This is a genomic window from uncultured Parasphingorhabdus sp., from assembly GCF_963975555.1.
In the GTDB taxonomy this organism is placed as follows: domain Bacteria; phylum Pseudomonadota; class Alphaproteobacteria; order Sphingomonadales; family Sphingomonadaceae; genus Parasphingorhabdus.
The window spans coordinates 1-14,998 of the sequence record NZ_CAXBHH010000007.1; the positions used below are offsets into that span (position 1 = coordinate 1).

The 14,998-nt window shown below is 52.8% G+C and carries 10 protein-coding genes; 4 read left to right on the top strand and 6 right to left on the bottom strand.

The window, feature by feature from the left end; genetic code table 11:
* The first annotated feature begins 130 nt into the window (after nt 1-130).
* The 3 genes from AAC060_RS13110 to AAC060_RS13120 all read left to right on the top strand — a co-directional run bounded on the left by AAC060_RS13110 (nt 131) and on the right by AAC060_RS13120 (nt 2,731).
* Complete coding sequence (locus tag AAC060_RS13110) at nt 131-427, top strand: DUF1214 domain-containing protein (protein WP_339826936.1); 297 nt, start codon at nt 131-133, stop codon at nt 425-427.
* Nucleotides 428-503: 76 nt separating this feature from the next.
* Nucleotides 504-1,685, top strand: a complete 1,182-nt coding sequence (locus AAC060_RS13115; protein WP_339826938.1) for an acyl-CoA dehydrogenase family protein — start codon at nt 504-506, stop codon at nt 1,683-1,685.
* Between the two features lie 674 nt (nt 1,686-2,359).
* Nucleotides 2,360-2,731, top strand: a complete 372-nt coding sequence (locus AAC060_RS13120) for a tRNA-binding protein (protein WP_339826940.1) — start codon at nt 2,360-2,362, stop codon at nt 2,729-2,731.
* 38 nt (nt 2,732-2,769) lie between these two features.
* Here the strand turns inward: AAC060_RS13120 and AAC060_RS13125 are convergent, their stop codons facing one another.
* The 4 genes from AAC060_RS13125 to AAC060_RS13140 form a co-directional block, all read right to left on the bottom strand.
* A complete protein-coding gene (locus AAC060_RS13125; RefSeq protein ID WP_339826942.1) occupies nt 2,770-4,380 on the bottom strand; it encodes a BCCT family transporter in 1,611 nt (536 codons plus the stop codon).
* The gene (locus tag AAC060_RS13130) at nt 4,377-6,374 is read right to left on the bottom strand and encodes a sulfotransferase (protein ID WP_339826944.1); all 1,998 of its coding nucleotides are present in this window, start codon (nt 6,372-6,374) and stop codon (nt 4,377-4,379) included. The genes AAC060_RS13125 and AAC060_RS13130 overlap by 4 nt, the downstream gene beginning before the upstream one ends.
* A gap of 75 nt (nt 6,375-6,449) precedes the next feature.
* Nucleotides 6,450-9,077 (bottom strand): TonB-dependent receptor, encoded by a 2,628-nt coding sequence (locus AAC060_RS13135; RefSeq protein WP_339826946.1) that lies wholly within the window; start codon nt 9,075-9,077, stop codon nt 6,450-6,452.
* A gap of 407 nt (nt 9,078-9,484) precedes the next feature.
* Nucleotides 9,485-10,723 carry an MFS transporter gene (locus tag AAC060_RS13140; protein WP_339826948.1) on the bottom strand — a complete coding sequence of 413 codons (1,239 nt, stop codon included), beginning with the start codon at nt 10,721-10,723 and terminating at the stop codon, nt 9,485-9,487.
* Nucleotides 10,724-11,479: 756 nt separating this feature from the next.
* Between AAC060_RS13140 and AAC060_RS13145 the strand changes: the two genes are divergently transcribed.
* A complete protein-coding gene (locus tag AAC060_RS13145) occupies nt 11,480-11,884 on the top strand; it encodes a response regulator (protein WP_339826950.1) in 405 nt (134 codons plus the stop codon).
* Nucleotides 11,885-11,890: 6 nt separating this feature from the next.
* On the opposite strand, the gene AAC060_RS13150 is transcribed toward AAC060_RS13145, so the two are convergent.
* Both AAC060_RS13150 and AAC060_RS13155 read right to left on the bottom strand, forming a co-directional pair.
* Entirely contained in the window at nt 11,891-12,934 is a 1,044-nt protein-coding gene (locus AAC060_RS13150) for a PAS domain-containing protein (RefSeq protein ID WP_339826952.1), read from the bottom strand.
* Between the two features lie 395 nt (nt 12,935-13,329).
* Entirely contained in the window at nt 13,330-14,754 is a 1,425-nt protein-coding gene (locus tag AAC060_RS13155) for an aldehyde dehydrogenase family protein (protein ID WP_339826954.1), read from the bottom strand.
* Nucleotides 14,755-14,998 lie beyond the last annotated feature (244 nt).

A 14,998-nucleotide genomic window follows, 5' to 3' on the forward strand; every position in this document is an offset into this window, starting at 1 on the left:
GTTCGTTTGGCGAAAAGCTGCTTTAGCGTTCACGTTCGACGATCCTGAACCCGCTACTTTCTTGAAAACCCAGCGCGCAGAACCATCAATGTCAGTAGGTGCAAATCTGGTTTAAGACGCTGTTTACGGCGTGCCGCAGCTTGATGAAAATCTGAATCCATTACAGGGTCACAATGTCTACAAGATTCATTCTGAGCCGAATGATCTACCCCCAACATCTGCCTTTTGGTCTGTGACCAACTACGATGAGGAGGGTTATCTTGAAGCCAACGAGCAGAACCGCTATTCTCTGGGGAGCAATTGTGAACTGAATTATAATGCAGAGGGAAGCCTCGACTTCTACCTGTCGAACAGCAAGCCGGAAATTGCGAATGTCAACTGGGTGCCTGCGCCCAAGGGGAATTTCAAGACACTGCTCAGAATTTAATGGCCTGACGAGAAAATACTTAACGGCCAATGGTTCCTCCCGCCTTTGATCTAACTGAAAGATAGCCAATAGCCCGATGAAAAAAAACAGTGACATAACATTCGATGGTCTTCGTCCCCCTTGTCCCTGGATGGACGACAGTCATTCGTTGTGGCGTGATAGTGTCCGCAATTTTGTCGACCGGGAGATTATGCCCTACGTTGACGAATGGGAGCGCGCCGGTCGCATTCCGCGCGACCTTTACCCCAAGGCTGCCGAAGCCGGCTTGCTGGGGATGAATTATCCCGAAGCACTTGGCGGCGCGGGTGACGAAACGGATGCATTCCACGCGATCATTACCAGCGAGGAACTTTCTCGCGTTGGGGCCGGCGGTATCGCTGCGGCTTTGATGATCCACGGTATCGGATTGCCTCCAGTGATGAGACTGGGAAGCAAGACGATGCAGCAGGAAATCGTTCCGCGGGTTCTTTCAGGTGAGAAGCAGATTAGTCTAGGTATCACCGAACCATCTGGCGGCTCCGATGTGGCGAAGCTCAAAACCAAAGCGGTGCGTGATGGCAATGGCTGGCGGATCAACGGGTCCAAGACTTTCATTACTGGCGGGATGACCTCGAAATGGATGACAACGGCAGTGCGAACCGGCGCGGATGGAATGGCCGGCATTTCACTTATGCTCGTCGACCTCGAAAGCGAGGGCGTTAGCCGGACGGAATTGCCAAAAATGGGCTGGTGGAGCAGCGATACTGCAACGATCCACTTTGATGATGTATTTGTACCCGCTGACGCCTTGATCGGTCAAGAGAACCAAGGTTTCTACGGTATCATGGCGAACTTCAATAGTGAGCGGCTCGGCATGGCAGCGCAAGCGACCGCCTATGCCCGGGCCTGTATAGAAGATGCTGCAGCCTGGGCGCAAGAACGCCAGACGTTCGGCAAACGCCTGGCAGATCATCAAGTGATCCGCCACAAAATGGCCAGCATGGCTCAACGGGTGTGGGCTACCACTGCGTTTCTCGACAATTGCGCGTGGCGTGTCATGAGCGGCGAAAGTCCGATTGCGGAACTGGCGATGCTGAAAGTCCAGGCAACCGAAACGATGGAGTTTTGTGCGCGCGAGGCTATGCAAATTCTGGGCGGTGCTGGCTTCATCCGCGGTCACCGTGTTGAAAGGATTTATCGTGAAGTTAGAGTTATGGCGATTGGCGGCGGATCCGAAGAAATTATGCGAGATCTAGCTTCTCGTCAGATGGGTTTCTGATCGGAACTCCGCATAGGGTTCATGCCAGTTTTTGGAGGCTTTGCTGCTTCTAGACGACCATCTGCCATGAGGCCGGAAAGTGGACACAGTCTCAAACTACTGTGATTCTGCGCATATCGGGAATAAGGGGCCATAGCAGCGGCGCTACAATAGTGGTTCGGTATTGCAACTTTCGCAAAGAAGAGCGGCCGGTGTTGGGGCGTAGGCGGACGTTTCTCAAACGCGAGCCCCATGGTCCGCTTTGTCGGCGTTGCAGACTAAATGCAGACAGCCCGCAAACGGCCGAATTGCCGTCGGTCCGAAATGCGCCGAGTTTCGGGCGTAATTGCTGCCAGCCGCTGATCCTATAAGCGGACAATGTGCCTCTGACCGGGAGCATGTCATTATTACACGCTGTTTTTTCCTGCTCTGAACCAGCCGCTTGGTCAGTGGTTCAAGAGCGGGCTTGGGTCTCCCGTCATGAGTAGTAATATTTAAGCTTTTGAGGATGTCCACCGGGAAGGCGCTTGATGTCTGCAACGGGAGCAAAAGGAAATATTACTGGATGGAGGAAATATGTTTCCATCTTACCTTTTGGTCTGATGCAAATATGATAAGCACATCCCGTTTCGCGAAGAATTGCAACAAGCTTAAAAACTGCTGGCGTAGCGTAAGCATGGTGCTAAAAATACGGTATGCATGTAAACCACGACCCTGACGCGCCCGCCTGCGAGCAGATCAACTTCGACCAATTTCTTTATGTGGATATTCGCGTAGGACGGATTATCGAGGCGAAACCATTTCCAGAGGCCAGAAAGCCGGCTTATAAATTGTTGATTGATTTCGGCCCGGTCATTGGAACAAAGCGGTCATCTGCGCAAATCACGGAAAATTATCGGCTCGAGGAACTGCTGGATCGGCAAGTTGCTGCGGTCGTCAATTTTGCTCCTCGGCAGATCGGCAAATTCATGTCCGAGGTTCTCACACTGGGTTTCCCGGATTCGTCCGGTCATGTGGTCCTGTTCAAACCCGATATAGAGGTTCCGGTCGGCACCAGACTTTTCTGATTGCAGCGTTCTCTATGGACGAGTGGAAGTGTTTGTCATCAATCGGCGAGCTTGCCAGCCTGCAACAGCTGATATTCTGACATCAGGCCCTTGAACAGACTGTAACAACAAACGAGCAATACGACTGTGAACGGCAGGCCGCTTGCGATCGTTCCGGCCTGGAGCGTCCCTAGTGCAGCCGCACCGCCACCGACCAATAGTGCCGCTGCTACCAGACCTTGCAATACCGCCCAGAAAATACGTTGAGACACGGGTGCATCGGTTCTTCCACCAGCGGTAATCGCATCAATGACCAGCGAACCGGAATCCGATGAGGTCACAAAAAATACGATCAACAAAATAATCGCTAGGCACGACGCGATAAAGGGAAATGGCATATTCTCGAGCATCTGGAATAGCACAAGCGGTACTTCGTTTATACCGTCAGGCAATTGGCCTACGCCTTCCTTGACCTGCTCTATTGCCGTAACACCGAATGTCGTAAACCATATGATGGCAACGATCAGCGGCACTACAAGTACCACGGTTAAAAATTGACGGATTGTGCGGCCTTTGGAAATGCGCGCGATGAACATGCCGACAAAGGGCGACCAGCTTATCCACCACGCCCAGTAAAATATCGTCCAGCCGTGATACCAGATCTTGTCTGCCCGGTCGTTCCAGTCGCTCAGTGGAATAGCATATTCGACATAGCTTGTGACCGCCGTGCCAAAGCCTCTGAAAATCGCCATCGTCGGTCCTGCGATAAAAACAAATGCCAGAAGCAATGCGGCGAGAACCATATTTATGTTGCTCAGCAATTTTATGCCGCCGTCCATGCCTCGCATCACCGAAATGATAGCAAGGCCGGAAATGACGACGATCAGCAATAGCTGAGATGTCAAACTTGCCTCGACCCCGAATAGAAAGGAGATGCCTGTCGCTGCTTGCTGCGCGCCGAAACCCAATGATGTCGCCAAACCGAACAGAGTCGCAATCACGGCAAGAATGTCGATGAAATGTCCGGGCCATCCCCATATTCTTTCACCCAATATCGGATAGAAAGCGGAACGGATGGTAAGCGGCAGCCCTTTGTTGAAGGAGAAAAAGGCTAGCGCCAGACCGATTACGGCGTAGACTGCCCAGGGGGTCAGGCCCCAATGGAAAACCGTGGCACCAAGCGCCAGACGTTCGGCTTCAGGCGTCAGTGCTTCGACGTTCAACGGTGTTCCGCCCCAATCGGTATAATAGGCCATTGGCTCGGCGGCGCCATAGAACAGCATGCCAATTCCGACACCGGCCGAAAACAACATCGCAATCCAGGAAGCCATACCGAACTCCGGCTTGGCATCCGTCCCTCCCAGCCGAATTTTGCCCAAAGGCGAGATAGCGATGGCAACACAGAAAAACAAAACGAAGTTGGTCGCAATGACAAAGAACCAGTCAAAATATTGCAAAGTCCAGGCTTTGGTTGTCTCGAGCCCCTTTTGAGAGATGTGCGGGTATATCAAAGACAGGAGTACGAACGTGATAATCAGGAAGGCGCTGATAAAGAAGACCGGATTGTGCATCTCCAGCCCGAACGTATTCACATTGTCCTGACCCGCTTCATAATCGGTCTCATAATCATTATCGATTCCGTTCGTCGCTGCTGTCTCGGTTCCGCTCACTGTTGAGGCTCCATTGCTGTGTTTTCCAACGCATCTTTCAGCGGCTGTAAATGCGGTTGATAATGGCGCCATAGATCGACGCTCGCTTTGGTGATTGGTTGGCGTACCTGTTCAGAACTAGCCGTGCGAACGGCCCGTTCCGTCTGGTGAAAATCGATGCAGCCCTGTTCGAACGGAAGGCCCAGATAATCCAGCATCCGGTTGACCTGCCCTTCGAGGTCGTCGAGCACATCTTCATGCTGCACGCGCAGCACTGCGCCGGGTAACACCGTGTCCCAATGCGCCATCAACTGCACATAGTCGCGGTAATAGCGGCCTATTTCGTCCAGGCCGTAGGTGAATTCCTGCCCTTCGGCGAACAGCTGCTTGAAACCGGAAAAGCAGCAAGCCATCGGTTCTCGCCGTGCATCAATGATTTTCGCCTTGGGAAGTATGAGTTTGATCAGCCCTATATGCCGAAAATTATTTGGCATCTTATCGATGAAATACGGTGCGCCCTGCCGGTGGATGCGGGTGCTGTCGATGAAGTCCCGACCCATATCGCGCAATTGGCTGGCATCCAGATCATGCAGAACTTCAGGATATAGCGAGTCATTGCGCGCCTGCTTACCTCTCCGCAGCCGATGCGCCAGTGACAATATGTTTGGCAATTCCAGCGTCCCGTCAATCTGGCTATGCGATGCGAGTATCTGTTCCAGCAACGTCGAGCCGGCACGCGGCAGGCCCAAAATGAAAATCGGATCGGGTGCGTCATGGCCTTTACCCGCTTGCTTTTCAAACAAAGCCGGCGTGCAGACCGTTATCTGCGCCTGCAGTTCCACGGTCATCTGATCTGCATCGTAGCGCGACTGCACGCGCTTCAGTTCGTTGCCGCGATCATAATAGCCAAAGGACGTGTCATATTCCTTGCGGTCTTCATATGCCTTGCCGAGCGCAAAGCAGATATGGATCCGGTTTTGATAGCTGAGACGATTGCCCTGTGCCTGTAATTCCATCAGGGCGAGTTCTTCATCGCTGAAGCGGTAGGTCTTGAGATTTGCGAGGCCGTAATAGGCATCGCCATAGCCAGGATCTGATTGGAACGCTTTCTGGTAGGACCGGACAGCCTCGTCATGACGGCCACAAGTCTTCAGCGCGTGTCCTTTGGAGGTCAATGTGACCGGATCATCGGGAAGCTGTAGCAAGACCTTTTCAAACAGATCCAGTGCGCGATCATAGTCGCCTGTCTGCATGGATTCGATCGCGAATAATGATTGGAAAATCGCATTTTCGGGGTCGCGCTGATATAATATTTCGCTTTGTTTCAGGGCTTCGGAGAATTTCTGACGCTTGCGAAGTATCTGGATATAATCAATCCGGACCTGGATATTGTCCGGCTCGAATTCCAGCGCGCTTTCGAGCAGGAAATCGGCGTCTTCCAATATGCCCAGACGCGAGCCGATATCCGCCAGCAAACGCATCGCTTCGATATTATGGGGATTGTTTTGCAGGAAATGGCGGCAGGCATTCTCCGCTTTGACAAGTTTGCCTTCGTAAAGGAGGTGTGACACCGCGACCAATGGCTTTGGCATGGCAGCTATGCGCTGTGCTTGTCCACGGGCATCCCTTGCCGCATCGCGTTGGCCCCGGCGATCGAATATGTCGGCCTGTGCGTTCCAGCTAGCCTGTAGCGACGGATTGCACTGGCAAGCCCGACGATAGGCAGCCAGCGCGCTTTCATCGTCGCCCTTGGCTTTGAAAATATGGCCTTCTTCTTGATACGCACGGCCAAAATCAGGTGAAAGGCTTTTCAGCAACTCGACGCCCATGAGCGCGTTATCAGTATGCCCGAGATAACGTTCACAAACAGCTTTTATATACAGCCCGTCGATATTCTTTCCATCATGCTGCAAAATCGTCGCTGCACATTGCAACGCAGCGTCAAAACGCCCCTCATACATATGAGCGCGCGCCTGTTTTAGCTGTCCTTCTATATCAAGACCGGTTTCAGTCATGCGCGCGCGTCTTGCTATCCTTCAATGGAAGGGAAAGCCGACCCATTGGCCGGCTTTCCCTGGATTTTATTTTTCTCAATATGAGAACGAAACCCGCGCGCCGACAGTTAGCGGACGGTTGACCGTAATACGCTCGCGATCATAGACAAAATTGCCGCTGATTTCAGCGCGTTCGTCCGTCAAATTGTCACCGAATATCTCCAATGACCACGTGTCATCGCTGAGACCCGCGGACAAGCCGTATGTTGTCCAGCTATCCAATGTTATCCGGTTGATCTCGATAATATCGGTTGCCGAAGATGCCGAATAGGTGACCTGCGGCTGAACATGGGCTGTCCAATTGCCAAAGGCACTCCATTCGTAGCGCGCCCGTATATTGCCTTGAAAACTCGGCGCATAAGCGAGACTGCGTCCGGCAACCACATCATCCGTTGGCGTAAGAACGTCGGTAATCTCGGTATCGAGAATAGAGAATGCCGCGCTCACCGTTAAGCCACTCAGAGAATAAGGGGCGATTGTAAGATCTGCTTCAATGCCCTTTATTTCTGCATTGGCTGCATTGTCCGAGAAAAACAGATTGGTGATGCTCGTGTCAAAAATCGTGGTTTGCAAATTCTGCACATCCACAAAAAAGGCACTACCATTGAACCGCAACTGATTGTCAAAGAGCGAAGTTTTCCAGCCAAACTCGTAATTGGTTACGTCATCGGTTTCCAACGCGAAGGGAACGGTAAATCCACCCGGACTTTGCGCTCCGCCGGGCCGGTTCAACAGGCCCGGACGGAAACCTTCCGAATAGGTTGCATAGAACAGCAAGTCTTCGGTCGGTGTCCAGGTCAGATTGGCCTTGAAGATAAAGCCGTCGGTCTTTGCCTTGTCCGGTGCGCTCAGCGAGTTGAACACTTGCTGCGCTTGTGCCGGGCTCAATCCCGCGGCCTGAATTTCCGCTACCGTCTGGCCCTGAGTGAACGTCTGCCGCAATGCATCGTTGCAACTGCCTATAAAGGTAAAGCTGCCGTCGCCATCATAGAGATCGCTGATGTTCGTGCCGAAGGCATTTTCGTCAACGCCGCTTGAATTACAGAAAGACGAGTTCGCGCTGCCTTCCAGATCGACTTCCACATCATAATATCGAGCACCCAGGGTGATCGCGAATTGATCGGAGATATCATAGGTGGCCTCACCGAATATCCCGAATTGCGTGTCGGTACGACGCACATCATTGCGGAAGATTACGCCTGCCGGATAAGCACCGCTATCGGTGTTAAACACGCCGGGTTGTGAAAAATTGGCCGGAAAAGAACCGCCAAACAGATCAATCGCCGTGCTGCCGGGATAGGTGAAATCGTTACGTTCCGACAATTCCAGATCGCTGTAGAAACCGCCGGCGGTCAGGCGCAACGGATAGTCTTCCGGAGTATTGAAACGCAGTTCATGCGTCATCACTTCGGTTTCTGTGCGAGAATTGACCAGCAGATTTGGTGCCTGACATGTGCCCGATGGAGCACCTCCCGGATAGGAAACCGAGCCGTCACAGATATAATAAGGTAGATATTGTCCGACAAACAGATAGTCCGAATAATCTACCCGCTGGCTGGTTTCACGCTTGGTATAGGCACCGGTATAAACCAGTTCCAGTGCGCCAATCCGCCCTTCAAGAGTCCAGCTGGTGTTGCTGAAATCATCCTTGATCTCATCCTGTTCAAAACGTTCGATCTGCAAATCGCCAAGACTGGGGTCTTCAAAGAAGACACCATCGGAATCCAGTCCCTGGCGGGCATGGGCGACGGTCAGGCTCCAGTCGTTTGAAAACTCGTATTTACCGCTAACCCGGAACCCGAGATATTGCGTATCGTTAAAGTTCTTTTCCGCCAGCGCCGAGTTGTCAGCCAGAAGGAAATTGACACCGCTCAAATCGGCGCCCGATTGCAAACCGTCGCGAGATGCGCTCACAGGGACGCCATTGTCGCGCACGGTTCCGGCAGCGCGAAAACGCGCGCTGTCGACTGTGCTGCGTGTCCCGGCGACATTGTCGATATAGCCGCCCTTATTGTCAAAATAGCCAACGGCGCGAATGGCGAAGCGATCGGTAACCGGGAGGTTGATCATTGCTTCGATGTTGTAGCTCGGATCACCGCTTTTCGTGAAAGCGAGGCCAGACTTAACTTTCGCCTGCAACTGCCCCAGAACCGGCTTGTTTGTGATCAGGCGTACGGTACCCGCTTGCGAGCTGGCGCCGAACAATGTGCCTTGCGGACCGGACAATACTTCCACGCGCTCAAGATCGGCTGCGTAGACGTCCAGATTGCGGCCCGGCTGTGAAACCGGCTGCTCGTCAAGATAAAGTGCGACATTGGGTGCAAGACCGGCAACCCCGGCAGTTGTCAGATTGGGAGTGGTCGATGCAAGGCCGCGAATATAAATCGTGCTTTGTCCAGGCCCGCCGCCGCCAGCGGTTACGCCGGGTAATTGCTGCAGATAATCGTCAAAAACCGTGACGCCCAATTGGTCGAGCGTTTCAGAGCCCAGGGCCTGAACCGCGACCGGAACATCCTGCAAATCCGCAGTGCGTTTGGTAGCCGTAACGACTATTTCCTGCACGCCCCGTTTCGGTGTTGTATTTACTGTTTCCTGAGCTTGTGCCGATGCACAGCCCAGCGCCGCGATAACCGCGAGCGATGCGCCCGTTTTCAAATAGATCAAATAAACCTCTGGTGTTTTTTCGTTACAATTTAAGGGAAAAACACGTCCGACTGGTCAAACCTATCGAACCCATTGCAAAGCCAAAAAAATAAAGCCCCCTGCGATATTGGCCTTCAATATTGAAGCCTCCTATAGCGATTATTCGGGTTTTGTGAACCGTAGCATTAAATATGCACATGATGAAATCACCGGAGGCTGAATTTTGTTCCTCTTAAATGGCTGATTTAATTGATTCTTTGTGACGACGTAGGAAGTAGTATATTTTTTGGTCCCGGCAGGGCGCGGCCATCCATATCGGACGTAAAAGCCAGCTATTGCGGATAAATCGGGTAAAAATATCACACATTTAGAGCATGGGCATTCATCCGGCCCTTACCCTATTGTGGGGACCGTAGTCTTGTCGCAACTCAAACCTGATTCTGCCGATCAGCAAGCACCTCTGTTTCGGGCGTGGTATTTCGCGCCAACGGAACATTCTGAAAACTCGCTTTATCGTCTGCGTCGACTTGTGCCCGCTGCCCCATTCGCCAGAGGGAGAAAAGCGCCATCAACAAATGTGCGCCGAAAATGGTCCCGAACAAGCCCATTGGTCCAAAGAGCATGATAGCGAGGCCGCCAATAAACGGACCAATGATCGAGCCAATCCCGAACAACATCAAAAGCCCGCCACTGGTGCGGATATATTGGCCCGGAGCGGCGTGGTCGTTAGCATGCGCCACCACGATCGGATACATCGCAAAAATCGCAGCGCCGAGTGCAGAACCAATCAGGATATTCATCAATGCCGTATCCGGCTGCATGAAAAGAAAACTGCTATTCGCAGCGAGGGCAACCACAGCCAGAAGAACAAGGACTTTTCGGCGATCAAACCGATCCGACGCCTTGCCCACCGGAATTTGGGCAGCGGCCCCTGCGAGAATAGGCAAGCTGCTAAAAAGAACGATGGTCGTCAGGTCCAGGCCTATTCTGTCTGCGTAAACCGGCGCTAACGCCCCAAATGTACCATTGGAAATGCCGATCATCAGTACGGCAAACACAGCGACGGGCGAATTGCGCCACAGCTGCGGAATGTTGAGTTTGACCTCGAACAGCGGCGCAGGCGCGCGGTTGGAACTGATCGCTGTCGGGATCAGCGCCAGACAATAGAAAATGGCGGCCAGCATGAAGAACCACGGCGTGGAAACATCGGCGCCAATTAAAACCAATTGTCCACCGGTTGAACCCACCAGATTGATCATCGTATAAGTTCCGAAAACCTGACCGCGGATCGATGAATCGACTTCTTCGTTCAACCAGCTTTCAACGATCATTGCCGCCCCTGCAAAACAGAAGCCCGAGACAGCTCTTAACGGGATCCATGCCCATGGATTAGGGAACATCGACGATAATAATATGACAATCGCAGCGGTCGCAGCGAGCGTTCCGAACACTCGGATATGACCGACCCCGGCTACCAATAGCGGCGTGTAGATGCACCCGAGCACATATCCCGCCGCCCAACCGGTTCCAAGCAAGCCCAATGAAAACGCGCTAAAGCCCTCGTTCAACCCGCGTATCGGCAAAATCAGGCCGTTTATCCCGCCTGCAATCAGCAGAAACAGGGAGCCGAGCAAAAGGGCGCTGAGGGGGATAAGTCGGGCGGTCATGAATGAACTCTCACTGCTCGTTATCTTTGGAGCTGTCTAGCGTTGGATAAGTCACGGTGTCGGGGAATTGCGATATTTCACGATTTTCGTTGGAAGACGATATCGATGGATAGTGGATCGCAACTTTCAGAATATGGCAATCGTTCCTCTAATCCGGGCGAGACACCCCACATGTCCATCAACCTGGCCAACATCTAAATGGCAGCTTGTTTTTTCAAGGCGGCGAAACGCAGACAGTCCGCAAACGGCAAATCCGGTCATATATAAACGCCGCATTTGGCGAATTGTATACATAATGGTGAACGTCTCGAGCTATGCCGTCTAAGCTTATCTTGCTGTGATACGGGAAAATTGAAAAAGCTTCTGGTTTCCTGGCATCTCAAAGTTTTTGCGTTAGCAACCTAACACAAAGAACAACTGTTCCGCCTAAACTAGCGAGCTTGCTAACGCACTTTCTAGCACCTTATCCGGAATGTTGGATAAAAGCGTATAAATATAAGTGTTATAACTCTACAGCTATCCGTCTCATAACCTCAAGGTCTTCAGTTCAAATCCTACTTAGGCCACCAACTTGGCCCAAGATTTCCAAAGCATTCAAGCCTCGCTGATAACTGTGGGGCTTACTGGGGTTCAGACTGTATGCGTTACGCTTCACCGTCTTCCAGCTCCGGATATCGAAAATCTCAGCCTATTGGAGGGAACCAGTCGCAGGCTTGCTGCGTTAGGAAAGCAAACGGACTAAAACAGGCTATTTCAATGAACCATCAGATCATGATCGTCGAAGACGAATTTCTCATCGCCATGGAAATGGAACAGATTGTCGGCAATCTGGGATATGATTGTATCGGCGTAGCAGATGACACAGCTTCTGCGATCGAACTGGTCGCGAAAAAGCCTGAAATCGCGCTCGTCGACGTCAATCTGAGCGATGGTCCTACCGGTCCGGTCATCGGGTCGCGTCTGGCCAATGAATTCGGCGTGAAGGTGGTTTTTGTCACTGCCAATCCCAAGCAACTGGGAGACGGCATCGAGGGAACGCTTGGTGCGGTTACCAAGCCGGTCGAGATCGATGTGCTGAAAGATGTTCTGAATTATCTGGTAGATGTCTCGAACAATGGTGACGAAGTCGAGCCGCCACCGAGGATGAAGCGCTTCAATTAAGCCCGGCTAGCTTCCGGTCATGCGAGAGGCCTGAACTGCCATATTAATTTGCAATCCCGCCGACAACCAATGTCTTTCGATCGACCCGCCCAATTGCTGGGTAACCGACATTTCGACGAGTTTTGATCCAAATCCGGAATGGGCAGGCGGAGCCGGAATGGCAGGTCCGCCACTTTCCGACCATTTGAATGTGATCATCTCGCCATCGCGCGCGATCACCAGATCCACATGCCCCTCATCGGAAGAGAGCGCGCCATATTTCATCGAATTGGTAGCCAGCTCGTGAAAAACCAGCGCAACCGGCGTTGCGGCGCGGTCGGTCACCTCGATATCGCCGCCGGAAATCGACAGTCTGTCTTCGGAGAATGCCGGGTAAGATGCAAATATCTCGGACAGCAAATGCCGAATTGTGACTTTGCCGATCTTGACCTGCGTTTTATCATTATGCGGGCGGACATATTCATGGGCCCTGCCTAAGGCGGCAATGCGGCCCTTTAGCGTTTCCGCGGGCTCGCGGAAATTCTCGTCGCCGCGCGCAGTCATGCTGATCAAGCCGGAGATTATCGCGAAAATATTCTTGATTCGATGGCTGAGTTCCTGGCTCAGTATCTCGTTCTGGCTCGCAGCCTGTTTAGCATCTTCAATATCCGTGCAGGTGCCGATCCAGCGCTGAATTTTTTGATCGGGTCCGAGAATCGGGAGAGCGCGCCCCAGCACCCAGCGATATTGGCCGGTGTGATGACGGAGCCGATATTCGACCTCATAGGGTTCGCCGCTTGTCAGGCTGTGATTCCATCTTTTCCAGGCTTCTGACTGGTCCTCTGGATGGAACATGTCAGCCCATCCCTCACCATCGGTTGAACCGGCGGGCGCGCCGGTGAATTCATACCAGCGGGCATTATAATAGTCATGGTCACCGTCGGGCAAAGTCGACCAGACCATCTGCGGCATCGTGTCGGCCAGCGCGTGAAAAGCGTCGCCGCTCAGCTGCAATGCACCTCGCTCCTCCAGCCTGGCGTCGCTTAGCTGGCGATCTCTATATTCATTCAAGATGAAATTTCTGATTTGGCTACGGGTGGGCATAAACAGCTTTCACTGGCTTTTTGGAAATGGCGTTCAACAATCGTCAGATTATACGATATAATAACGCAGGGAACCAATTTAGTTCATTTCCAGCAAATTTAACCAAAGTTTTTCCGACTATCCGGAATCTTTTCGCCGTCTGAGAGCAAAGCCGGGCGAGCAGGATAATCTCCCGCCGGCATAAAACTGAAAGTCAGGTTAGAGGCGCTATGTCGCGGCCGTTGCCGGTTAGCCCGGAGATGGCTGTTTTGTGGAATGCGGCTTCCTACGCGGTTTTCAAACCGCAAGCACGCCCATGATCGATCGGAGACGCAGGCCCATCCGCTGCGATTTCCGACCGATCACTGGATCGCAGTATCGATTCAGCCGGGAATGCCGCTAATCGATTTCATTTCCATAAAGTCTTTAATTCCGTAGGCACCGCCTTCGCGACCATTGCCGGACTGTTTGTAGCCGCCGAAAGGAGCGCCCGGAGAGGGAGCCCAATTGTTGACCGCCACCATTCCGGCGCGCAACCGCGGGGCGACTTTTGCCGCTTCGGCTGGGTCGCCTGAAATAACCGCGGACAGGCCATATTCTGTATCATTCGCGGTTTTGACCGCAGCATCGATATCATCATAAGACATGACGGTGATAACAGGACCGAAAATCTCTTCTTTGGCAATCCGCATGCTAGAGTTCACGGCGCTAAATACGGTTGGTTTTATATAATAGCCGCGGTTTACATTGGTCGGCAGGCCGGTTCCGCCGGTTTCCAGCGTTGCGCCTTCATCGATCGCGGACTGGATCAGGTCCTGGATTTTGTCATATTGTGCCTTGTTCACAACAGGTCCAAGATGTCCGCCTTCCTGCAGCGGATCGCCGACTTCTTGCCCGGCGAATATGTCGCTGATCATTTTGGTCGCAGCGTCAGCCTGGCTGCTGTGGACCAGCACCTTGGTCGGTGCGATGCAGCTCTGTCCCGTGTTGATCAGAACGCCCGCGACCGTCGGTGGCAATACCGTAGCGAGGTCCGCTCCGGGTAAAACAAGATTGGGCGATTTGCCGCCCAGTTCCTGATGCACACGCTTGACGGTATCCGCTGCTGCCTTGGCGACCAATATGCCGGCGCGGGTTGAACCAGTGAAGCTTACCATATCGATATCGGGATGTGCTGCGATGCGCGCGCCGACGGTCGGGCCGTCACCCAGAACAAGATTGAAAACGCCAGCGGGCACGCCTGCTGCATCCATGATCTCGGCGAGAATAGCCGCATTGCCTGGACATTCTTCCGATGGTTTCAGCACCATGGTGCTGCCGCCAGCAAGGGCAGGGGCCACCTTCAATACAATCTGGTTCAGGGGCCAGTTCCATGGCGTGATCATGCCGATGACACCCATAGGTTCGTAGACGATGGTATTGTCGCCCTGTCGTTGGGAAAACTGGAATTCTTCCAGTGCCGCAATCGTTCCCATGAATCCACCGAGGCCAGCAGGCGCTTGTGCCGCTGCGCCGAGGCTAAGCGGAGCGCCCATTTCTTCTGCCAGCGAACGCGCGATATCCGGGATCCGCTTTTTATATTCTTCGACAATCCGGCCAAGCAGCGCGAGACGATCCTCGCGGCTTGTCTGGCTATAGGTTTCAAACGCGGTTCTCGCCGCCGCTACCGCCGCATCGACATCGGCTTCGGTGCCGAGTGTAATCTCTGTACAGGCTTCTTCGGTCGCCGGGTTGATGACCGAATGCAAAGTGCCGCCAATAGAATCAACCCATTGTCCGTTGATATAATGTTGTAGATATTTTTGCATGTCTCACTCTCCCGGGTCCGCACTGTAGCGTGTCGTTAAATTATCTGGTTAGATTGTCGCATTCTTACGGACCGTCACCTAGCATAATCCATAGCAGATATAAGAGAATTCTGGATGCCGGGCCGGGTTTTGGTGGCTGTGATGATCATCGGACTGAATATTGAGGGCTGCGTTATTGGCGACGCGGCAAGGATATCGAGCCTGGCTAGCATTTTTATATATTGGGACTTTTGCTTATTGACCC